The following is a 19,866-nucleotide window of genomic DNA, read 5'->3' on the forward strand; positions in this document are numbered from 1 at the left end:
CTGGCGCTGACGCCGGTGAAATTCGGCATTTCCTTCACCACCGCCCATCTCAATCAGGCCGGCGCGCTCGTGCATGTACAGCGCCGAAGAGGTCGAGGATATCAATTCCGTTCGCGAGCTTCTGGAAGCCCATGCGGCGTCGCTGATACCGTTACCGCTGTCGTCGGATGCCATTGAAGAACTCGCGGCGATCCAGGAGCGACACTCGCGCGCGATCACGGCGAACGACCGCCGTGGCGTGTTCCGGACCAACATCGAGTTTCACAAGCTCCTGTTCGCTCATTGCGGCAATGCCGCGCTAATCGAGGCGATCAACAGCTTCGCCCAGAAGTCGCACGCCTATCGCTCCATCTTCGTCAACGACGCCGGCTATCTTCGCTGGGCCGCCGACGCCCATCTTGCCATGATCGAGGCTCTGAAGAGGGGGGATCGCGATGAACTGGTCTCGCTCTGCCGGTCCCATCTCGCGCCGGCGAAAAACCGCTACATCGAGATGTTCCGATCCCGCTTCACCTGATCGCGGTCGACGTCAGCAGGCGAAGGTCCGTATCGCCTCCGCGAGCCGAATGTCCCGCTCCGCGGTGATTTCCTCGACGCTGCGCGTTCCCGCCTCATCGAGCACCCCATCCGATATCCGCGCTTTCAAGGCGCTTGTCAGCGCGGGGGTTCCCAAGGTGTCCCACCGACGCGCCTGGCTATCCCCCAGGTGCTGCAGATAGTGTTCGATACCGCCGGCACCGCCGCCGACGTGATAGGTCATGTGCGGCCCCATCGTCGCCCATCGCAAACCCGGACCATTGACAACCGCGGCGTCGATATCCGCCACAGTGGCGATCCCCTGCTCCACGAGATACACCGCCTCGCGCCATAGCGCCGCCGACAGCCGGCCCGCGATATGACCCTCGATCTCGCGCGCGAGACGCACCGGCTTCTTGCCGATGAACGCATAAAATTCCATCGCGCGATCGAGGATGGCGGGCTCAGTCAGATTCCCGCCCGATATCTCGACCAGCGGCATCAGGTGCGGCGGGTTGATAGGGTGGGCGGCGATCACCCGACCTGGCTTGCGGCAATCGCTCTGAATGTCAGACACCTTCAGCGCGGTCGTCGACGACGCCAGGATCGTATCTGGTCCAACGAACGCTTCGATCGCGGCGAAGGTGGCCCGCTTCAGCTCGATTCGCTCGGGAATGTTTTCCTGCACCAGTCCGACTTCCGCCAGTTCGGGGCCGGGACTGGCGGCAAACCGGACCTGATCGGTGTCGATCAGCGCCGTGGCCGGAATGAGTCCGGACGCCTTCAACGCATCCGTCATCCCCGCGACCGTCGCCCGCAGCCGGCGTGCCGCGGCGGGATCCGGATCGATCGCCACAACCGCGATCCCCTTCGCCAGAAAGAGCGCGATCCAGGCCGATCCTATGACGCCTGTTCCTATAACGGCGGCCTTATCGATCATCGAGTCGGTCCTGTCTGGAAGTCTCTGAGATAGGCGATCAGTTCGCGTAGGCGCCGCGCGGCGTTCTCGATCGCTGCCGGCGCATCGCGTCCGGTCCAATCATAGAAGCCCCGCCCGGCTTTCGCCCCGGTCTCTCCGCGTGCCAGCATCGCCTGGACGTCGGCGTTCGGAACCGGGTCATGGCACAAGTCCGGCACGATGGTCCGCTGGGCGAGAATATGTCCGGTGAGGCCACCGAGATCCTTCTGCTCGATGAGACCGGAGATGCACATGCGCGGCCCAAGCAGCCACCGCGCGGCCCGATCGATGTCCTGCGGCCCGGCGAGCCCCTCCGACATCAGATGATAAGCCTCGTGCAGGATCGCATGTTGCAGGCGGTTGACCACGGCGCCTGGCACCGGCCGTGGGACGACGAGACTGTCCCGGCCGGTAGCGGCCAGAAGATCGAGCGCGACGCTCAAGCTCTCGTCGGAGGTTTGCGCGACGCGCACCGTTTCGACGAGTGGGAGCGCAGCGGCCGGATGGAACCAGTGGATGCCCAGAAACCGGTCGGGGCGCTCCAACCGATCGGCGACCTCCTGGAGTGGAAGTCCGGACGTGTTCGACGCCATGACCGGGAGCGACGTACCGTACCGCCTCTCGACGGACAGGAATACGTCGATCTTCAGTTGCATCTCCTCCGGCACCGCCTCGACGATCATGTGCGGTGGATCGCCAGGAAGCTCGGAAACCAACTCGACCCCCGTTTCGACGAGCCCCGCACCGGACGGATCTCGCGAAACGAGAAGGGTCTGAATGCCGCCCTGGGCGAACGTCCCGGCAATGGCCTTGCCCATTGTTCCGGCGCCGATAACGGCAACGCGGGCCTTCGCTTCCGATTTGTGGCGCATGTCGACCTTCGTTGATGCTTCGGATCGGCGCGGCGACCCATGTCGGTGTCTGGGGGCCGCCGTCAGGCCCAGTCGTCGAGCGCAAAGGCGTTCAACGCCTCTTCATCGAAGTTGAAACCCAGCCCCGGATCGGCAGGCAGCAGCAGGCGCCCCGCCCTGGTTTCGAGTTGCCTGTCGATCAGCCTGCGGAAATTCAACACCTGGTCGTCGGGGAAGTACTCGACAAACTGGCCGTTGGGAGCCGACCCGACAAGATGGACGTGAAGATCATGGAACCAGTGAGGGCAGAGATTGACCCCGTAGCTGGCGGCGGTCGCTCCGATGCGGCGGTATTCGCTGATGCCTCCGCAAACCGCCGCATCGGTCTGCAGAATGGCCGCCGCTTCCTGATCGAGAAGTTCCTTGAAGCGCCATCGCCCGGCTTCGATCTCGCCCGTCGCGACCGGTATCCGTGTCCGCCGGGCAAGCCTCGCATGGTTCGCGATGTCATCGGGTGAGAAGGGTTCTTCGATCCAATAGGGATCATAGGCCTCGTAGCGATCCATGTATCGCAGGGCCGTCGGGAGGTCGCGCCAGGCGTTGTTCGCATCGAGCATCAGCAGAACGTCCGGTCCGATCGCCTCGCGAGCCGCAGCGATGCGCGCCTCCTCGCCGCTCGGATCGAGGCGACCGACCTTCATCTTCACCGCCTTGAAGCCCATGGCCACATAAGACGCCAGTTCCTCGCCGAGAGCCTGGGGCGACTTTCCATCCAGATAGTAACCGCCCGAGGCATAGGCTGGCACGCTTTCCTCATGGAAGCCGCCGAGGAATCGATGCAGCGGCATACCGGCGACGCGGGCGTTGCGGTCCCACAACGCAATATCGACGATCGAGATCGCGCGCATCGCAGAACCCGTGCGCGCCTGAATGATGCCGGCGGAATACATCCGATCCCAAAGGCCCTCAACACATGTCGCGTCAGCGCTCTTGAGGAGAGGCGCGAATAGTTCGCGCACCGCCTTGGTCACGATCGAACCCGCGTCGCTGCCGCCGTAGCAAAAGCCGATGCCCCGCGCGCCGTCTTCGGTCGTGACGCGGGCTATCGCATAGTCGCGATGATGTACCTGGCGGGTCGAAAATGACGTCGGAACGTCGAGCGGCACGCGGATCGTCCGTGCCTCGATGGAACGTATCGTCGATGATCCGGTCATGCCGCTTTCCCCCAAAATGCCTGAGACTTGCTGCCCCTCTCGCCACCGATATCGCCACCAACTTCGTTCTGTCAACATCATTGTTGACAATTATTGGCCTCGTAGTGAGACACCCTCCGCTGCCCTCGGGAGGGGACGGCGGCCGCGGCACACACAACGGTGGGAGGTAGAAAGGTCTGAGCGCGTCCTCATGCGACGAGGGACGGCCCGCCACGTCGAGGAAAGCTGGTTGCGCCTTGTACGGAGTGCCAACGCTAGAGCGCCGTGCGTCCATCCGGACGCACAGAGGGCGCTCTAACACTTTGATTGAGCATCGGAATTACCCAAACCGGATTCCACTTTTTGGTCCGATGCTCTAATTCGCTGCCCGGATTTTTCGGCCGGACGCGCCAGCCCATCCCATGCGCCGGCACGTCATTCGGGGCGAGACGGGCCCGCGATGCGATGTTCGACTTGTCTGGCCGCAGGCCGCACGGAACCGGAGCGTCGTCTCGCTTGGCGAGAACGCTGCCGGTGGGCGGGTGTTTACCGCGACGGATCGACCTCAGTCGATCCCGCGAAGTCGCCGGGAACCGCGAGGCTACAGGGCCGCGCGGCGATCGCTCCGCGCCACGCGGCGGAGCAGATAGTCGATCTCCGCCCGTGCCGCCGAGCTCAGCCCCGCCCCTGGTCGGCGAAGCGTCTCGTGCGCGATGACTCCGCGGCGCTGCAGCACGTGCTTGCGGATGGCTAGTCCGACGACGGGCTGCTGTTCGTAGCGCAGCAGCGGCAGGTGTGCATCGAAGATGTCGTGCGCCGCATCGACATCGCCGGCCGCCGAGTGACGCACCACGTCGATCAGCATTTCGGGAAACGCATAGCCGGTCATCGCGCCGTCGGCGCCGCGCCGCATCTCGAAATCCAGGAAGAGCGCGCCGTTGCCGCATAGTATCGAGATCGGCCGCATGCTGCCCTCGCCCTGCCAGTTACGGAGCGCCGTGATCTTCTCGAGCCCGGGCCAGTCTTCATGCTTGAGCATGACGCAGGAAGGATTTTCCTCGATGATCCGGCGAACGACCTTGGGCGCCATCTGCACGGTCGTCACCTGGGGGTGGTCCTGCAGGACGAAAGGCACGTCTTCGCCCACCGCCGCGACTGCTTGCGAAAAATAGCCGGCGATCTGATCGTCGGTGCGCATCGCGGCTGGCGGCGCGATCATGACGCCTGCCGCCCCCTCGCTCATCGCCTGTTGCGCGAGCCGGCGCATCGCCGCGAAACCGGGAGCAGAGACACCGACGACGATCGGCAAACCACCGGCGCTGGCGATCACCCGCCGCACGATTTCCAGCGATTCCTCCGGCTCCAGTTTCTGTGCCTCGCCCATGATGCCGAGGATCGTGATCCCATCGACGCCGGCCTCGGCGTAGAATTCGGTCACCCGTCCGACGGACGTTTCGTCCAGGGCGCCATCGGGCAGAAACGGCGTCGGCGCGATGGCGTATACGCCCTTGGTCTGTGTGCTCAGCGTCATGCCCGTGCTCCCTGCGGCCTCATCAGCCCTTCGATGCTTCGTAGCGCGCCTTGGTCTCGGCGTTCATCGGATAGAGGCCGGGCAGCTTTTCGCCGCGCTCCACCTCGTCGACAATCCCGGCTTCCATCCTCTCCTGCTCGGGCGCCTCGGCCAGAACTTCGTCGAGCAACGCCTGTGGGATCACGACCGCGCCGTCGTCATCGACCACGACGACGTCGTCGGGAACGACGGCGACCCCGCCGCAACCGATCGTCTCCTGCCAGCCGACGAATGTCAGCCCGGCCACCGAAGGCGGCGCCGCACAGCCGCTGGCCCACACCGGCAGTCCGCTGTTCAAGACGCCGGCCAGATCGCGCACGACGCCGTCGGTGATCAGGCCGGCGACGCCGCGCTTGCGCATCCGCACACAGAGAATGTCACCGAAAATACCGGCGTCGGTCACACCCATGGCATCCGCGACGGCGATGCAGCCTTCCGGCATGTTCTCGATCGCCGCCCGCGTCGAGATCGGCGAACTCCAGGAGGCGGGAGTCGCCAGATCCTCGCGCGCCGGGACGAAGCGCAGGGTGAAGGCCGGGCCCACCAGCCGGGGCTGGCCGGAGGTGAGAGGAACAGATCCCCGGATCCAGACGTTGCGCAACCCCTTCTTGAGAAGGATCGTGGTGATCGTGGCGGTGGAGATATCCTTGAGGATCTCGATCGCGTCTTTGGCGAGGGCCATGGAATGGTGCCTTTCGGGCTTGTCAGATGCCGGGCGAGCCTGGCGGATGTCGGGCGAGGTCGTCAGATACTCGGTATGTAGCCGCCATCCACGCGGATGACACTGCCAGTCACGTAAGAGGCGCGCTCGCTGGCCAGAAAGGTAACGACGTCGGCGTATTCCCGCGGGTCGCCATAGCGACCGACCGGTATGGACGAAGCGCTCTGCTTCTGGACGGCTTCTAGGCTCCGGCCTTCCCGCTCGGCTTTCTTCTCATCAAGGAAGGTGATCCGCTGGGTCGCGATCCGGCCGGGAAGCACGATATTTGCGGTCACGCCCTTGCCACCCACCTCGGCGGCCAGGGACTTGGACCAGCCCAGCAGCGTGCTTCGCAACGCATTCGACAAGCCCAGATTGGGAATGGGCGCGACGACGCCGGAGGAGGTCGAGGTGATGATGCGGCCCCAGCCCCGCTCGCACATGCCCGGCAGCACCCGGTCCGTGATGGCGAAGACCGAGAGCACCATGCTTTCGAAATACTGGCGCCAGATGTCCGGCTGCTGGTTGACGACACCCCCGGGAGGTGGCCCGCCGGTGATCATGACCAAGACGTCCACCTGGCCCAGTTCGGTCTCGATCCGCTCGATACTCGGTCCGACCTGACCGATATCTCCCAGATCCCACCGCAGCGCCATCGCCCGTCCGCCGGCCCCGGCGATCTTGTCGGTGGTCGCGGTTGCTGCGTCGAGGTCCAGGTCGGCGACGGCCACCATCGCGCCTTCCGCCGCGAGAGTGCACGCGATCGCGCTGCCCAACCCTCCCCCAGCGCCCAGCACCAGGGCGGTCTTTCCTTTTAGTCCAAGATCCATCTGTCTCTCCCGCGCTTCGAGCCATGCTTAGACGATGAAAGACCCCATGAAAATTTCGTTTCCCTTCGCTAAGAAAGAAGTATTAGTTCGTTATGGACACGCGATTCCTCGAATCTTTCATCGCCGTGGCGCGTCGCGGGTCGCTCGTGGGGGCGGCGCAGCAGCTCAACCTGACGGCAACCGCCGTGGCTCAACGCATCCGCTCGCTGGAGGAGGAACTGGGCGTCGCACTGGTGGAACGCTCCGGCCGCACGGTCCGCCCGACCGAAGCCGGACACGCGATCCTCAGCCGCAGCGAGGCGTTCCTGGCGAGCCTGCGCGACCTGCGCACCGCGGCGCTTGGCAGCGCCATATCCGGGGAATTGCGGGTGGGCGCGATCGCCACCGCGCTCACCGGCCTTTTTCCCGGCGTCCTCGGCGAACTCGCGCAAGCCCATGGCGGCATCGAACTGTTTCTGCAGCCGGGAACCTCCAGCGATCTTTATGACAAGGTGACGCGGGGAGCACTCGACGTCGCGGCGATCGTGCGTCCCGCATTCGATCTGCCGAAAGCGGCGGACTTCCGCTCCTGGCGACGCGAGCGTCTGGTGCTGCTCGCGCCGGGCGACGAGAAGCGAGACGATGTGGCGCAGATTCTTCGCTCCCGCCCCTTCATCCGCTACGACCGGCAGCAATGGGGCGGTCGACTCGCCGCCGATTTTCTGACGGGGGCAGGCATCCGTCCCATAGAACGGTTCGAACTGGACGCCCTCGACGCCATTGCCATCATGGTGGACCGAGGTCTCGGCGTATCGATCATCCCCGATTGGTCGGGCCCATGGCCCGGGGGCATTTCGGTGCGCCGCATCGCGCTGCCCGCCCCCGCGCCCACGCGTGAGATCGGGCTGATGTGGCTTCGCAACTCGCCCCGCGGGCACCTGATTCGCGTGCTTGTCGATCAAGCCCTTGCGCCCAAGCCGGCTCTTAACCGGGGAGAGGATGCGCCAGAATATCCTTCGTGATGTCGGCCAGTGATTCCGTGCCGAGCATTGCCATGTCCCGGTCGATTTCAGCACTGAGCAACGACACCGCATGGCGAACGCCGGGCTCGCCGGCAATGGCGGCGGCGAAGAGGAATGGTCGACCGACGAAGACAAAGTCGGCGCCCAGCGCCAGCGCCTTCAGCACGTCGGAACCGCGCCTGACGCCGCTTTCGAACAGTACGGCCATGTCTCCGGCCTCCGCCTTGACGGCCGCAAGCGCGGCAACGGGGGAAATCGCGGCATCGAGCTGCCGCCCGCCATGATTGGATACGACCACGCCGTCCGCGCCAAGATCTCGGGCGATGACGGCGTCCTTCGGCGACAGCACGCCCTTGATGACGAGATTGCCCTTCCATCGCCGACGCACGAGCTCGAGGTGACGCCACGCCAGCAAACCGCGGCCGCCGAAAGATCGCACGACATTGCGCGAGATGATGGCCGGCCCCCGTTCGACATCGGCGTTCTCGAAATAGGGCATGCCGTGATTCTTGAGCGTCCGCATCGCCGTGCCGAAAAGCCATCCGGGACGTGCGAGGACTTGCAGCCCCATGTCGATGCTCGGCTTCATCGGCGCACCGAAGCCATCGCGCTTGCTATCCTCGCGGTTGCCGGCGACCGGAACGTCCGCGGTCACCACCAGGGTTTCGTAATTCGCCGCGGCGAGGCGGTCGAGCATGCCGACAATCCGCCCATCGTCTCCGGGCAGATACGCCTGAAACCAGCGGCTGGGCCCTTCGGTGGCGACCCGCTCGAGACTGGTCAGCGACGTCGCGCTCATCACGGCGGGGATGCCGCTGGCGGCGGCGGCCCTGGCCAGGACGACATCGCCATCATAGGCCGCCAGAGCGCTGAGGCCCATGGGTGAAATGCCGAAGGGATGCGCATAGCGGGTTCCGAACAGGGTCCGGTGCTGGTCACGGACGGCGATACCAGCCAGTATCCTCGGGATCAGGCGGATAGCCGCGAGATCGCGCCGGTTCGCGGCATAGGCCGCGCCGGTCTCGACGTAACCCGAGACGTAGCCGAAGACACCACGAGGCAGACGCTTGCGCGCCGCATCCTCGAAATCGTCGAGGTTCAAAATCCCGCTCAGGCGGCGCGAGACCTTTTCCTTCCGGCGCGCTTCCGACACCCGTATGGGAGCGTCCAGCGCCGTGGCGCGGTCCGTGTCAACGCTCACGTCTTTTCCCCCTTTGCTCCGACGACCGCATATCACAGCCTCCTGTGGCCGGATTTGGCTTGCCAGCGCTTTCACCCGCGGTCGAACACTTCGACAGATAGTATTGTCGGCAGATGACGCGCGATCTCTTGCCAGCCCTCTCCCTCATCGAGACTCGCGAACACCGAACCGCTATTGGTGCCGAAATAGATCCCCGCCGGGTCGCGCGCGTCGCTTGCCATGGCTTGGCGAAGCACCGTGAAAAAGCACCCCTCCTGTGGCAACCCTTCGCGCAGGTCCTGCCAGCTGTCGCCACCGTCACGCGAGCGCCAGACTGCCGCGGCGGCGTCTGGTGGAAATCGTCCCGCGCTGTCGCCGTTGAGCGGCAGCGTCCAGATCGTGTGCGGGTCGCGCGGGTGAACGCAGACCGGAAAGCCGAAAGTCGACGGGAGCCCTCTTGTAATGTCATCCCAACTCCGACCGCCATCGGCAGAGCGCCAGACACCGTGATGGTTCTGCTGGTAGAGTAGATCGTTGGCTCCAGGCGCACGCACCATGTTGTGGACGCAGTGTCCGATCTCGCCATTGCGCGGCGCGGCCGGATGGTCAGGATGGTCGCAGGCCTCAGCGTTCGACAGGCGGTTTCGGCGTTCCCAAGTGGTCCCACCGTCTTCGGTCGCGAAAACCCCCGCCGCCGAGATGCCGAGCCATAGCTTTTTCGGGTTGGAGGGGTCGCACACGATTGTATGCAGGACCAATCCAGCAGCACCCGGGTTCCAACCGCCAGCGGACGGGTGGTCGGTCAAGCTATTGATCTTTTCCCAGGTCTTGCCGCCATCCTGGCTGGCCAGCAGGCCCGCCGGCTTCGTGCCGGCATAAAGCGTGCCGTGAGCATAGCCAAGCGCCCAAATCTGGGAAAACCCGTCGGCGAAGGGTAGCGGTTCTCCGGTCCAACCCATCATCTCGGCGAAATCGGGGTCATCGGCGGCCCAATCGTCCATTGTGCCCCTGGTGAGCCGGGCAACCTGCCAAGTTGCGCCATCATCAACCGAGCGCCAGATGCCCGCGCCGTTCCATTCGCCACCGCCACCCGCCCACAGCGTGCCCGTGACCGGGTCACCGACAATGTGATTGATCGGCCAGCCGTCACAGAAAGGGCCCTTCACGATCCAGCCGCCGCGGTCGCCCGTGCCGGACACAAGAAAGGCCCCTTTGGTGGTGCCGACCAAAATGGCTATGCCACTTGACGACATTGCATACCCGCTCCGCGTGGTTTCGCGCAGATTAACAAAAGATCGAGAGGCGGAATAGCGCGTAAACTGTCAGAGCGCCCAAAGCCGCGCGGAAGCGCTGACACAGATCGACTTGCGGGACGCGTTGCGGAACGCACCGCTTCCTTGCCGCCTCGGTTTGAGATGCGGGCGCCGTCCGGCTGCTATTGGCGCGGACGGGCCGAAAGCGGGGAACAGCTTGCGGTGATCGACGGTCGCTAATACCAACCTGCGTGAAGACGCGGCAGCAATTCAAGCGCCGATCTCGTCATCGGGCGAGCCAGCCTCCGTCGACCGGAATGATGGCCCCGTGCACATAGCGCGCGGCCGCCGAGGCCAGGAATACCGCCGCTCCGCCGATGTCGGCCGGCGCGCCCCAGCGTCCCGCCGGAATGCGCGCCAGGATCGCCGCCGAACGGTCCGGATCCTCGCGCAACGCCTCGGTGTTGTTCGTCGCGATATAGCCGGGCGCGATAGCGTTAACGTTGACGCCCTTATCGGCCCATTCGCAGGCCAGAAGCCGTGTGATGCCGGCAATGCCGCCCTTCGAGGCGGTATAGCTCGCCACCCGGATGCCGCCTTGGAACGACAGCACCGAGGCGATGTTGACGATCGAGCCGTGGCGCTTGCCGGCGATCGCCGCCTTGCCGAAGGCCTGCGCCAGGAAAAACGCGGTCTTGAGGTTAAGGTCGAGAACGTCGTCCCAATCCTGTTCGGTGAACTCGATCGCGTCGGCGCGGCGGATGATGCCGGCATTGTTGACGAGGATATCGAACGGCCCCTCTTCCGCCGCGGCAGTCTCGAAGATTTCCACCGCCGCCCGGGTATCTGAGAGGTCGGCCAGACGTTCCGCGCCCGTCCCGCCAGCCGCCTCGATCCGCGCCAGCGTCTCGCCCATCGACGAACGCCCAGCACAGGTCACCATGGCGCCGGCCTCGGCCAGCGCGACGGCGATGCCCTGGCCGATGCCGGTATTGGCGCCGGTTACGAAGGCACGCTTGCCCGAAAGATCGAAAAGTGAACTCATTTCAGGTTCTCCATCGCGACAGTCGCCGCCGCGCCCCGCTGCAACAGCGAGGCCAGCGCCGCCGTCACCGCGCCGGCGAAACCTTCATGGTCGCGCAAATCGCGATCGAATACCGCCTCGACGCCGAGATAGGCGGCGGCGAGCTTCGCCGGATCGCGCCCCGCTTCGGCGCCGATGGCGCGCAACCGCTCGGCCAGCGGGTCTTTCACCTCGATCGGCGCACCATTTTCGTCGATACCGGTGACATAGCGCATCCAGGCCGCGACGCCGAGCGCCAGCCCGTCGACCGGCCGTCCGGCCGCCAGGCGGTCGCGGACCGTTCCGAGCAGCCGCTGCGGCAGTTTTTGCGAGCCGTCCATGGCGATCTGCCAGGTGCGATGTTTCAGCGCCGGATTGTGGAAGCGGGCGATCAGCGCGTCGCGATAAGCGGCAAGGTCGGTTCCGGGCATCTCCAGCGTCGGCATCACCTCATCGGTCATCAGTTCCCGGACGAGGCGCTCATAGGCGGGATCCGCCATCGTTTCAGAGACCGTCTCGTAGCCGGCAAGATAGCCGAGATAGGCCAGCGTCGAATGGGCGCCGTTGAGCATCCTCAGCTTCATGCGCTCATAGGGCTCCACATCGGCGACCATCTCGGCGCCGACGGATGCGAAGTCGGGGCGCCCGGTGGGGAAGCGATCCTCGATCACCCACTGGCTGAACGGCTCCGTCACTACCGGCCACGCATCCCGGACACCAAGCGCCTCGGAAATCCGGGCGATGTCATCCTCGCTCGTCGCGGGCACTATGCGATCGACCATGGTGCCGGCGAAGGCGACGTCGCGCTCGACGAACCGAGCGAGATCGCCATCGCGGAGCGCGGCGTATTGCGCGACGATCCGGTGCGCCGTCGGGCCGTTTTCGGGCAGGTTGTCGCAGGGCATCACCGTGAACGGCGCGAGGCCTGCGGCGCGGCGGCGGCGCAACGCCTCGGCGAGAAGCCCCGGCGCTGATGTCGGGCGTGTCGGCGCATCGAGATCGGTCTTGATGTCGGAATGGTCCGGATCGAGATCGCCGGTCGCCGGATCATGGCAATAGCCCCTCTCGGTGACCGTCAGCGAGACGATCCGGATGGCCGGGTCGCACAGCGCGGCAAGCAACGCCTCCGGGTCCTCCCGCGCGACGAGGATCGTCTTCAGCGAACCGATCACGCGCAATTGCGACACCTCGCCCGAGCGGATCGCCACAGTGAAGAGATTGTCTTGCGGTGCCAATGCGTCGCGCATGTCGGCCCGGCGCAGCGAGGCCCCGGCGACGGCCCATTGCGGGTCACCCGCCAGAAGATCGTCGAGATAGACGGCTTGGTGGGCGCGGTGGAACGCGCCGACGCCGAGATGCACGATCCCGGCGGTCGTGGCGCGCGGATCATAGGCGGGTCGAGCGACCGCCGGCGGCAAATTCTCCAGCGTCTTGTAGCAAAGGCGGGACATGGAGCTCACTTGAACAAGGACGGCAGCCACAGGGATACCGCCGGGACGGAAGTAACGCGGCCCGATGCCGGCAGCGCCGCGCCGTGGAACGGACAGATCGTGCGCATCGCCTGCCAGACCGAGATGCGGCCAATGGCGCGGCCGCCGGTCAGAGCCTGTAGGCCTCCTTGGCGAGGCGGTAGGCCAGATCGTATGCAACCTCGAACGCCTCGTCCTCGGCAAGGCGGCCGGTGGTGACAAGTTCGGCGAGATACGCGCAGTCCGCCCGCCGGGCGACGTCGTGCCGGGCGGGAATCGAGCAGAAGGCGCGGGTGTCGTCGTTGAAACCGACGGTGTTGTAGAAGCCGGCTGTTTCGATGACCTGCTCGCGGAACCGCTTCATCCCCTCGGGCGAATCGAAGAACCACCAGGGCGGACCGAGTTTCAGGCAGGGATAGGCCCCGGCCAGCGGCGCCAATTCGCGCGAATAGACGGTCTCGTCGAGGGTGAAGAGGATGATCGCCAGGCCCGGTTCCAGTCCGACGGCGTCGAGCAGCGGCTTCAGCGCCGCGACATAGTTCGTCGGCTGCGGGATGTCGAAGCCCTTATCGCGGCCGAAACCGGCGAAGACCGCATCCGAATGGTTGCGCCGGGAACCGGCATGGATCTGCATGACCATGCCGTCTTCAAGCGAAAGCCGCGCCATTTCGGTCAGCATCTGGGCGCGGAACTGCTCGCCGTCGGCTGCGGACGCCTCGCCACTTCGCACCCGCGAATACAAGGCCTCGGCCTCGCTTCGCGAGAGATCCGCCGTCAGCGCCGTCGGGTGGCCATGATCGGTGGCGGTGGCGCCATGCTCGCGAAAGAAGGCGCGCCGGACGCGGTGCGCATCGAGATACCCGGTAAAACGCGTCGTGTCGCAGCCGGTGATCTCGCCGAAGCGGACGAGATTGTCGGCGAAGCCGTCGAAATCCGGATCGACAACCGCGTCCGGGCGATAGGTGGTGACGACGCGGCCGCCCCAGCCGCTAACGCGGATCGTGCGGTGATGAGCGAGATTGTCCAGCGCACTCTCGGTGGTAGCGATGACCTCGAGGTCGAATCGCTCGAACAGCGCCCGCGGCCGGTAGGCCTCCTGGGCCAGCCGCTCGGAGATGCGGTCGTAGTAGAAGTCGGCGGTCTCGGCCGAGAGCCGCCGGTCGATGTCGAACAGGGTCTGGAACGAATGGTCGAGCCACAGCCGCGTCGGCGTACCACGGAAGAGATGATAGTGGCTGGCAAAGCGGCGCCAGATGGCGCGCCCATCGGTCTCGACCGCCGTCCCGTCCGCCGACGGAACGCCCAGATCGGCGAGCGGAATGCCCTGCGAAACCAGCATCCGGAAGATGTAATGGTCGGGTGTGACGAATAGCCGGGCGGGATCGGGAAATGCCTCGTTCTCGGCGAACCAGCGCGGATCGGTGTGGCCGTGGGGACTGACGACCGGCAGCGAGCGCACCGTTTCGTAGAGCGCGCGCGCCACGGCGCGAGTCCTTTCGTCCGCGGGGAACAGCCTGTCGGGGTCCAGAAGCGCCATGATGTCCTTCGCGCCGTGCGAACTTGCCGTGAATCTGGTATGGTAGTATCCAGATTGAGTCAAGAGGAAGTCATGTCGCTCGAAATCGCCTTTCCCGCCCCCCTGGCGCCACCCGCTCGCGGGACAATCGCCGACGCCGTGTTCACGGACCTGCGTCGCGCGATCCTGGAACTGCGGCTGTCGCCGGGAACGGGGATTTCGGAAGCGGAGCTCGCCCGGCGTCTCGGGGTGTCGCGCCAACCGGTACGCGAAGCCTTCATCCGGCTGGGGCGGATCGGCTACCTGAAGATTCAGCCGCAGCGCCGGACCGAAGTGGCCAAGATTTCGGTGCGCGAGGTGCTCAATGCCCGATTTATCCGGGAAGCGCTGGAGGTCGCGGTGGTGCGCCTGGCCTGCGACCGCGACGCTGGCCCGCTGATCGAGCGCTTGACCGACAATCTGAGCGAACAGAGGGCGGCGCGGGCGGCCGATGACCGGCAGGAGTTTCACCGCCTCGACGATCGCTTCCATAGACTCATCGCCGAGGGCGCCGGCTGCGGCTTTGCCTGGGACCTGATCGGCGAGCAGAAGGCGCAGATGGATCGCACCCGCTTCCTCTCACTCGCCTTCGGTCAACCCGCCGTCTATGAGGATCATCTGGCGATCTTCGACGCGCTGAAATCGCGCGACGGGGTCGCGGCCGAAGCGGCGATGCGGCTTCATCTGTCGCGCATCAACGACCATCTGTTTCGGCTCAAGCAGGAGTTCGACCAGTTTTTCGACGATACCGGCGAGGATTCGGCGAACGGCGAGCCGGTCGGCACCGGACGAAACGGATAGCAAGGGGGAGCAGATGCAGGAAACGTGGCGCTGGTTCGGGCCGGCCGACAAGATCGCCCTGGCCGAAATCCGCCAGACCGGAGCGCGCGGTATCGTCAACGCGCTGCACGAGATTCCCTATGGCGAGGTGTGGACCATCGAGGCGATCGCGGCGCGTCAGGCGCTGATCGAGGCGGACAGCTCGCTCGGCCTCGCCTGGCGCGTCGTCGAGAGCCTGCCGGTCCACGAGCGAATCAAGCTCGGCGACGGTGATCTCGAACCACTGTTCGAGACCTACCGGCAGTCGCTGCGCAACCTCGCCGCGCGCGGTATCCATACCGTCTGCTACAATTTCATGCCGCTGCTCGACTGGACCCGGACCGAACTCGCCGCGCCCGTCGCCGGCGGCGGCACCAGCCTGCGCTTCAACATGCATGAATACGCCGCCTTCGACGTCTTCATGCTGGAACGACCGGGCGCGGCGGACGAATTGTCTCGCGAGCTACTCGATCGCACCAGGGCGTGGTTCGAAGAGTCGAACGAGGCGGACCGGGAGCGGCTGCTCGCCACCATCATGGCGGGTCTGCCCGGCGCCTATGCGCGCTACGACGTGCCGGGCCTGCGCGACATCCTCAAGCGCTACGACGGCGTCACTCGCGACGACGTCCGGGCCAACTTCAAACGCTTCCTCGAAGCGGTCATCCCCACCGCCGAGGCCGCCGGCATGCGGCTTTGCGTCCATCCAGACGATCCGCCGCGACCGCTGTTCGGCCTGCCGCGGATCGTCTCCGATACCGAGGACATCGCCTTCGTGATCGACGCCGTTCCCTCCCCTTCCAACGGCCTGACGCTCTGTTCGGGCTCGCTGGGCGCCAATCCGGTGAACGACGTGCCGGGTATTGCGCAGCGCTTCGCCGACAAGATCCATTTCGCGCATCTGCGCAATGTCGCCAAGGATTCCGACGGCTCCTTCGCGGAGGCGGATCATCTGGCCGGCGACACCGACATGGTGGCGCTGGTACGCGTGCTGATGGCCGAGGAGCGCCGCCGCCGGTCCGAGGGGCGCGCCGACTGGCAGATCCCGATGCGGCCGGACCACGGCCACGAGCTTCTCTCCGATATCGGCCGGGGCACGCATCCCGGCTATCCGGTGGTCGGGCGGATGCGCGGGCTCGCGGAACTGCGCGGCGTCATGGCCACCATCGAAGCCCTCGAAGGGAGCGCCGCATGACCGGCATACCGATGCGCCGCGTGGTTTCGATCGGCGAATGCATGATCGAACTGGCCTCCGCCGGACAGGGCCTTTATCGTAAGGGCTTTGCCGGCGACACCTTCAACACCGCCTGGTATCTGCGCCGCCAACTCGGCGCGGACTGGCGGGTCGCCTATCTGACCGCGCTCGGCACCGACACGACATCCGAAGAGATGCTCGGCTTCTTCGCCGATGCCGGTATCGAGACCGACCGCGTGCGGCGCATCGATGGCGCCATGCCGGGGCTGTACATGATCCATTTGGACGGCGCCGAGCGCAGCTTCTCCTATTGGCGCGACACCAGCGCTGCGAAGCAGCTCGCCGCCGATCCGGAACACCTCGACGCAGCGATCGGGACCGGCGATGCCTTCTATTTTTCCGGCATTACCCTGGCGATCCTGCCCCCCGCTGACCGGGCTGCGCTGCTCGAAAGACTCGGCACGGCGAAGGCGGCCGGCAAGACCGTCGCCTTCGACCCCAATATCCGCCCACGCCTCTGGCCGGATCCCGCCGAAATGCGCCGCGCGATCGAAGCGGCGGCCGGCGTCGCGACGATCTGCCTGCCGAGCTTTCCCGACGAGGAGGCCGCGTTCGGCGACGGCTCGCCGGTCGGAACGGCGGAGCGCTATCTCGGCCTCGGAGCAGACGAAGTGGTGGTCAAGGATGGCCCCGCGCCGGCGCTCGTCGCCTATGCCGATTCGCGCGAAACCATCGCCGCCGAGACGGTTACCCAGCCGCTCGATACGACCGGCGCCGGCGACAGCTTCAGCGCGGCCTATCTCGCCGCCCGCCTCGAAGGCCTGTCGCCGGTCGACGCCGCGCGCAAGGGCCACGTGCTGGCGGCGCAGGTCGTTCAGCACTACGGCGCTCTCATCCGGTAGCGCACCGAACCGAAAAGTGGAATCCGGCTTTCGGATTCCGATGCTCGATCAAAGTTTTCTGTCGGCGAGCGTCGAATTCATCCATGCGGGGTGGACCGGCGGCCCGAGCGGCGTCCGAGCCTTTTCGCCGAGCCGGAAACGGCCCACAGGTCGGTTCACCGGCTCGGCGGTATAACCGCCTGCCTCACGTCAGGCGTCATGGCTTCTCTCTCTCTCTCTCTCTCTCTCTCTCTTCGGATTGCCGAAAGCGGCGCGCGGGGACGCACGATGCGGCACGCCTTGATGAGCGGTCACTCGAGCGCGCGCCGGCGCCCGAGCTTCGAATTGCAGCGAGACTCAACCTATCGACGACGGTGTGACCAGCCGATCAGATTAAGACCGGGAACGGACAGGGGGGCGCCGCAAGTCTCCCTGGCGGCGGGCATCGATGGTCAGACCATTAAAACCACCAAGGCCCCCGCGACGCCATGGGTTACGATGCCGACAAGAAGATCAACAGCCGCAGACGCCAATCCCCTGATCGACGAATTTGCCGGCGCGGAGTGCCTCCTACGAGAACAGCATTCCGCCGTTGATATCGATACATGCGCCCGTGATGAAGGCCGCTTCGTCCGAGGCAAGATAGACCGCGAGATTGGCGACGTCCTTCGAGGAGCCTTCACGCTTGAGCGGCGTAAGGCCCGCCACATGCGTTCGCACTTCCGGCTTGGTGAAGACGTTGTGGAAGTCCGTGTCGATCATGCCGGGGCACAATGCATTCACCCGGATCCTGGGTCCGAATTCCTTTGCCATTCCGCGCGTCATCGTGAGGACTGCCCCCTTGGAAGCGGCATAAGCGATAGCGCCGCCGCCGCCGCCATCCCTTGCGGCCTGCGATGCCATGTTGACGATGGCTCCGCCTTCGGGGATGTGCGGCAGTGCGGCCTGGATCAGCAGGAATGCCGATGTCGCGTTGAGATCCATCACCGCCTGCCAGTGATCGAGAGTCATCTCGGATATCGTCTTACGCGCGACGATACCGCCGGTGATCGGCATTACGATGTCGATCTTGCCGAATTCCGCGACGGCGCGTTCCACGAAAGCCTTCACATCGGCTGGCTTGGTCATGTCGCCCCGCATGGCAAAGGCCTGTCCTCCAGCCGCAACGATCTCCTTGACCGCGCTGTCGGCTCCTTCGCTACTGCTGTGGTAGTTGATCGCCACCTTTGCACCGGCTTCAGCCAGGCGTATCACGCAGGCCCGGCCGATATCGCGCCCGCCACCCGTGACGATCGCCGCTTTTCCGTTGAGGTTCATTTTCTTGCTCCAGTTTGAAATCGTGCACACGGCTCAGCCGGCCGTAGTCTTGCCTTCGAAGACGCGCTTGCGCGCGTTCTCGACATGGCTGCGCATCGCGTTGCGCGCCGCCGCGGGATCCTTGTCCCGGATGGCGTCGAAAATCGCGTAATGCTCCTTTTGCACAAGCGCCAGCCGCTCCCGCGGCTTGGTCAGCGACAGGTTGCGGGTCAGGTTCATGCCGGTCAGGATGTTCGCCTTCATCGAGGTCCGCGCGATGGTGAAATAGCAATTGTCGGAGGCCTCGCAGACCGCGACATGAAAATCCTCGTCGGCATCGACGCCGAGTTCACCGGCCTCGATACGGCGGTCGAGTTCCTGAAGTGTCGCCTTGAGGCGCAGCATGTCCTGTTCGGTTCTGCGCAACGCCGCCAGATAGGCGGCTTCGCCCTCGACGGCGGCCCTGAATTCGAAGGTTCGCTGGATGTCGGCGACGGAACCGACCGGGGCGAAGTCGAGAATGGCCCTTTCCGGTCGGCGCACGACATAGGATCCCGAGCCTTGCCTCGACACGATCACGTCGTCGGCCCGCAATTGCTTGAGCGCCTGCCGCAGCACCGGGCGCGAGACCTCCAGCTCGCCGCACAGCTCGTGCTCGGACGGCATCTTGTCGCCGACCGCGATCGCACCATCGGCGATCATCGCCAGAATCCGCTCATAGGCACGGTCGGGAAGCGTCCCGTCGCGCAAAAGGCGGCCGGGCCGGCGGGTTGATGTGGCCGATGCATCGACTATCTGCCGTTTAGCTGTCGCCATGCTCTGAATTCGTCCATCGTTGCGGTCCCGGTCGGCGGGTAGAGCCCGTAGCTCGACGCACCGCCCTTCACCATTTCCATCACATAGTCTTCAAAGACCGTCATTTCCGCCGCTTCGGCGGCCACCCCGGCGGTCAGGTGCGCCGGTATGCACACAACGCCTTCATTGTCGCCAACCAGCGTGTCACCCGGAAACACCGAAACGCCGCCGCAGGCAATGGGCTCGTTGAGCGCCACGGCATGGTGCCTGGTCAGGTTGGTCGGCGCGCTCGGCCGCTGGTGATAGGCCGGCATGTCCAATTCGGCTATCTCTGGCGAATCGCGAAATCCACCGTCCGTCACCAGTCCCGCGCAGCCGCGCGCCTGCAACCGCGCCGCGAGGATGCAGCCGGCCGATGCAGCCGACGCGTCGCCGCGCGAATCGATGACGAAGATCGCGCCCGCCGGGCATTCCTCGACGCCCTTGCGCTGCGGGTTGTCGCGGTCGGCAAAGGACGCCAGCACGTCGAGATCCTCGCGGGCCGGGATATAGCGCAGCGTATAGGCAAAGCCGACCATGTTCGGGCCAGGCGCCAGGCGCCCAAGCCCCTGAAGGAAGACGTTTCTGAAACCGCGCTTGAATAGAGCGGTCGTCAGGGTTGCGGTACTGATGCCCATCAGGGTTTTGCGCGTCTCGCCCGACAGGTCGGTCATTTCGCTTTCCTCTTCGATATGTTGCAGCGCT

Annotated in this window: 19 protein-coding genes and 1 pseudogene; 5 read left to right on the forward strand and 15 right to left on the reverse strand. The window is 65.4% G+C overall.

Annotated features, from left to right (window positions below):
• Positions 1 to 73 precede the first annotated feature (73 nt).
• Positions 74 to 517 carry a GntR family transcriptional regulator gene (locus MJ956_RS12020; protein ID WP_253964699.1) on the forward strand — a complete coding sequence of 148 codons (444 nt, stop codon included), beginning with the start codon at positions 74 to 76 and terminating at the stop codon, positions 515 to 517.
• A gap of 12 nt (positions 518 to 529) precedes the next feature.
• On the opposite strand, the gene MJ956_RS12025 is transcribed toward MJ956_RS12020, so the two are convergent.
• The 6 genes from MJ956_RS12025 to MJ956_RS12050 all read right to left on the reverse strand — a co-directional run bounded on the left by MJ956_RS12025 (position 530) and on the right by MJ956_RS12050 (position 6,618).
• Positions 530 to 1,456: a 3-hydroxyacyl-CoA dehydrogenase NAD-binding domain-containing protein gene (locus MJ956_RS12025; RefSeq protein WP_253964700.1), complete on the reverse strand. Its 927-nt coding sequence runs from the start codon at positions 1,454 to 1,456 to the stop codon at positions 530 to 532.
• Entirely contained in the window at positions 1,453 to 2,346 is an 894-nt protein-coding gene (locus MJ956_RS12030) for a 3-hydroxyacyl-CoA dehydrogenase family protein (RefSeq protein WP_253964701.1), read from the reverse strand. The genes MJ956_RS12025 and MJ956_RS12030 overlap by 4 nt, the downstream gene beginning before the upstream one ends.
• Positions 2,347 to 2,408: 62 nt before the next feature.
• Positions 2,409 to 3,539 (reverse strand): mandelate racemase/muconate lactonizing enzyme family protein, encoded by a 1,131-nt coding sequence (locus MJ956_RS12035; RefSeq protein ID WP_253964702.1) that lies wholly within the window; start codon positions 3,537 to 3,539, stop codon positions 2,409 to 2,411.
• 580 nt (positions 3,540 to 4,119) lie between these two features.
• Complete coding sequence (locus MJ956_RS12040; RefSeq protein WP_253964703.1) at positions 4,120 to 5,049, reverse strand: dihydrodipicolinate synthase family protein; 930 nt, start codon at positions 5,047 to 5,049, stop codon at positions 4,120 to 4,122.
• Positions 5,050 to 5,071: 22 nt separating this feature from the next.
• Entirely contained in the window at positions 5,072 to 5,770 is a 699-nt protein-coding gene (locus MJ956_RS12045) for a ribonuclease activity regulator RraA (protein ID WP_253964704.1), read from the reverse strand.
• A 62-nt stretch (positions 5,771 to 5,832) separates the two neighbouring features.
• The gene (locus MJ956_RS12050; protein WP_253964705.1) at positions 5,833 to 6,618 is read right to left on the reverse strand and encodes an SDR family oxidoreductase; all 786 of its coding nucleotides are present in this window, start codon (positions 6,616 to 6,618) and stop codon (positions 5,833 to 5,835) included.
• 92 nt (positions 6,619 to 6,710) lie between these two features.
• On the opposite strand from MJ956_RS12050, the gene MJ956_RS12055 reads away from it, so the two are divergent.
• The gene (locus MJ956_RS12055; protein ID WP_253964706.1) at positions 6,711 to 7,619 is read left to right on the forward strand and encodes a LysR family transcriptional regulator; all 909 of its coding nucleotides are present in this window, start codon (positions 6,711 to 6,713) and stop codon (positions 7,617 to 7,619) included.
• Here the strand turns inward: MJ956_RS12055 and MJ956_RS12060 are convergent.
• From MJ956_RS12060 to uxaC, 6 genes and pseudogenes are all read right to left on the reverse strand, one after another.
• Positions 7,582 to 8,820 (reverse strand): alpha-hydroxy acid oxidase, encoded by a 1,239-nt coding sequence (locus MJ956_RS12060; protein ID WP_253964707.1) that lies wholly within the window; start codon positions 8,818 to 8,820, stop codon positions 7,582 to 7,584. The genes MJ956_RS12055 and MJ956_RS12060 overlap by 38 nt on opposite strands.
• A 71-nt stretch (positions 8,821 to 8,891) precedes the next feature.
• Positions 8,892 to 10,028, reverse strand: coding sequence for a WD40/YVTN/BNR-like repeat-containing protein (locus MJ956_RS12065; RefSeq protein ID WP_341482724.1), 1,137 nt, complete (start codon positions 10,026 to 10,028; stop codon positions 8,892 to 8,894).
• A 310-nt stretch (positions 10,029 to 10,338) separates the two neighbouring features.
• Positions 10,339 to 11,097, reverse strand: a complete 759-nt coding sequence (kduD, locus tag MJ956_RS12070) for a 2-dehydro-3-deoxy-D-gluconate 5-dehydrogenase KduD (protein ID WP_253964709.1) — start codon at positions 11,095 to 11,097, stop codon at positions 10,339 to 10,341.
• On the reverse strand, positions 11,094 to 12,566 hold the full coding sequence (locus MJ956_RS12075) for a mannitol dehydrogenase family protein (RefSeq protein WP_253964710.1): 1,473 nt from the start codon (positions 12,564 to 12,566) through the stop codon (positions 11,094 to 11,096). Before MJ956_RS12075 ends, kduD begins: the two co-directional genes overlap by 4 nt.
• A gap of 5 nt (positions 12,567 to 12,571) precedes the next feature.
• Positions 12,572 to 12,703 (reverse strand): annotated as a pseudogene (locus MJ956_RS12080) (TRAP transporter large permease); the annotation flags it as partial.
• Positions 12,704 to 12,714: 11 nt separating this feature from the next.
• On the reverse strand, positions 12,715 to 14,121 hold the full coding sequence (gene uxaC, locus MJ956_RS12085) for a glucuronate isomerase (RefSeq protein WP_253964711.1): 1,407 nt from the start codon (positions 14,119 to 14,121) through the stop codon (positions 12,715 to 12,717).
• A gap of 72 nt (positions 14,122 to 14,193) precedes the next feature.
• Here uxaC and MJ956_RS12090 point away from each other — a divergent pair, with 72 nt between their 5' ends.
• Genes MJ956_RS12090 through MJ956_RS12100 form a run of 3 tightly spaced genes read left to right on the forward strand, consistent with a single transcriptional unit; the run spans position 14,194 to position 17,052 of the window.
• The gene (locus MJ956_RS12090; RefSeq protein ID WP_253964712.1) at positions 14,194 to 14,940 is read left to right on the forward strand and encodes a GntR family transcriptional regulator; all 747 of its coding nucleotides are present in this window, start codon (positions 14,194 to 14,196) and stop codon (positions 14,938 to 14,940) included.
• A 13-nt stretch (positions 14,941 to 14,953) separates the two neighbouring features.
• Positions 14,954 to 16,150: a mannonate dehydratase gene (gene uxuA / locus MJ956_RS12095; protein WP_253964713.1), complete on the forward strand. Its 1,197-nt coding sequence runs from the start codon at positions 14,954 to 14,956 to the stop codon at positions 16,148 to 16,150.
• Entirely contained in the window at positions 16,147 to 17,052 is a 906-nt protein-coding gene (locus MJ956_RS12100) for a sugar kinase (protein WP_253964714.1), read from the forward strand. Before uxuA ends, MJ956_RS12100 begins: the two co-directional genes overlap by 4 nt.
• 549 nt (positions 17,053 to 17,601) lie before the next feature.
• Here the strand turns inward: MJ956_RS12100 and MJ956_RS12105 are convergent.
• From MJ956_RS12105 to MJ956_RS12115, 3 genes are read right to left on the reverse strand one after another with little or no spacing between them, the layout of a single operon-like run.
• On the reverse strand, positions 17,602 to 18,348 hold the full coding sequence (locus MJ956_RS12105) for an SDR family NAD(P)-dependent oxidoreductase (RefSeq protein ID WP_253964715.1): 747 nt from the start codon (positions 18,346 to 18,348) through the stop codon (positions 17,602 to 17,604).
• A gap of 33 nt (positions 18,349 to 18,381) precedes the next feature.
• Positions 18,382 to 19,143, reverse strand: a complete 762-nt coding sequence (locus MJ956_RS12110) for a FadR/GntR family transcriptional regulator (protein WP_253964716.1) — start codon at positions 19,141 to 19,143, stop codon at positions 18,382 to 18,384.
• Positions 19,119 to 19,835 (reverse strand): ribonuclease activity regulator RraA, encoded by a 717-nt coding sequence (locus MJ956_RS12115; RefSeq protein ID WP_253964717.1) that lies wholly within the window; start codon positions 19,833 to 19,835, stop codon positions 19,119 to 19,121. Before MJ956_RS12115 ends, MJ956_RS12110 begins: the two co-directional genes overlap by 25 nt.
• Positions 19,836 to 19,866 lie beyond the last annotated feature (31 nt).

This window comes from Aurantimonas marianensis, from assembly GCF_024195285.1.
GTDB classification, from domain to species: Bacteria; Pseudomonadota; Alphaproteobacteria; order Rhizobiales; family Rhizobiaceae; genus Aurantimonas; species Aurantimonas marianensis.

Bases quoted from the DNA above. Each gene is read 5' to 3' on its own strand.
- MJ956_RS12105 (WP_253964715.1), bottom strand. From the start codon at position 18,348: ATGAACCTCAACGGAAAAGCGGCGATCGTCACGGGTGGCGGGCGCGAT.
- MJ956_RS12100 (WP_253964714.1), top strand. From the start codon at position 16,147: ATGACCGGCATACCGATGCGCCGCGTGGTTTCGATCGGCGAATGCATG.
- uxuA (WP_253964713.1), top strand. From the start codon at position 14,954: ATGCAGGAAACGTGGCGCTGGTTCGGGCCGGCCGACAAGATCGCCCTG.
- MJ956_RS12075 (WP_253964710.1), bottom strand. From the start codon at position 12,566: ATGTCCCGCCTTTGCTACAAGACGCTGGAGAATTTGCCGCCGGCGGTC.
- MJ956_RS12020 (WP_253964699.1), top strand. From the start codon at position 74: ATGTACAGCGCCGAAGAGGTCGAGGATATCAATTCCGTTCGCGAGCTT.
- MJ956_RS12035 (WP_253964702.1), bottom strand. From the start codon at position 3,539: ATGACCGGATCATCGACGATACGTTCCATCGAGGCACGGACGATCCGC.
- uxaC (WP_253964711.1), bottom strand. From the start codon at position 14,121: ATGGCGCTTCTGGACCCCGACAGGCTGTTCCCCGCGGACGAAAGGACT.
- MJ956_RS12115 (WP_253964717.1), bottom strand. From the start codon at position 19,835: ATGACCGACCTGTCGGGCGAGACGCGCAAAACCCTGATGGGCATCAGT.
- MJ956_RS12025 (WP_253964700.1), bottom strand. From the start codon at position 1,456: ATGATCGATAAGGCCGCCGTTATAGGAACAGGCGTCATAGGATCGGCC.
- MJ956_RS12030 (WP_253964701.1), bottom strand. From the start codon at position 2,346: ATGCGCCACAAATCGGAAGCGAAGGCCCGCGTTGCCGTTATCGGCGCC.
- MJ956_RS12110 (WP_253964716.1), bottom strand. From the start codon at position 19,143: ATGGCGACAGCTAAACGGCAGATAGTCGATGCATCGGCCACATCAACC.
- MJ956_RS12040 (WP_253964703.1), bottom strand. From the start codon at position 5,049: ATGACGCTGAGCACACAGACCAAGGGCGTATACGCCATCGCGCCGACG.
- MJ956_RS12055 (WP_253964706.1), top strand. From the start codon at position 6,711: ATGGACACGCGATTCCTCGAATCTTTCATCGCCGTGGCGCGTCGCGGG.
- kduD (WP_253964709.1), bottom strand. From the start codon at position 11,097: ATGAGTTCACTTTTCGATCTTTCGGGCAAGCGTGCCTTCGTAACCGGC.
- MJ956_RS12045 (WP_253964704.1), bottom strand. From the start codon at position 5,770: ATGGCCCTCGCCAAAGACGCGATCGAGATCCTCAAGGATATCTCCACC.
- MJ956_RS12050 (WP_253964705.1), bottom strand. From the start codon at position 6,618: ATGGATCTTGGACTAAAAGGAAAGACCGCCCTGGTGCTGGGCGCTGGG.
- MJ956_RS12090 (WP_253964712.1), top strand. From the start codon at position 14,194: ATGTCGCTCGAAATCGCCTTTCCCGCCCCCCTGGCGCCACCCGCTCGC.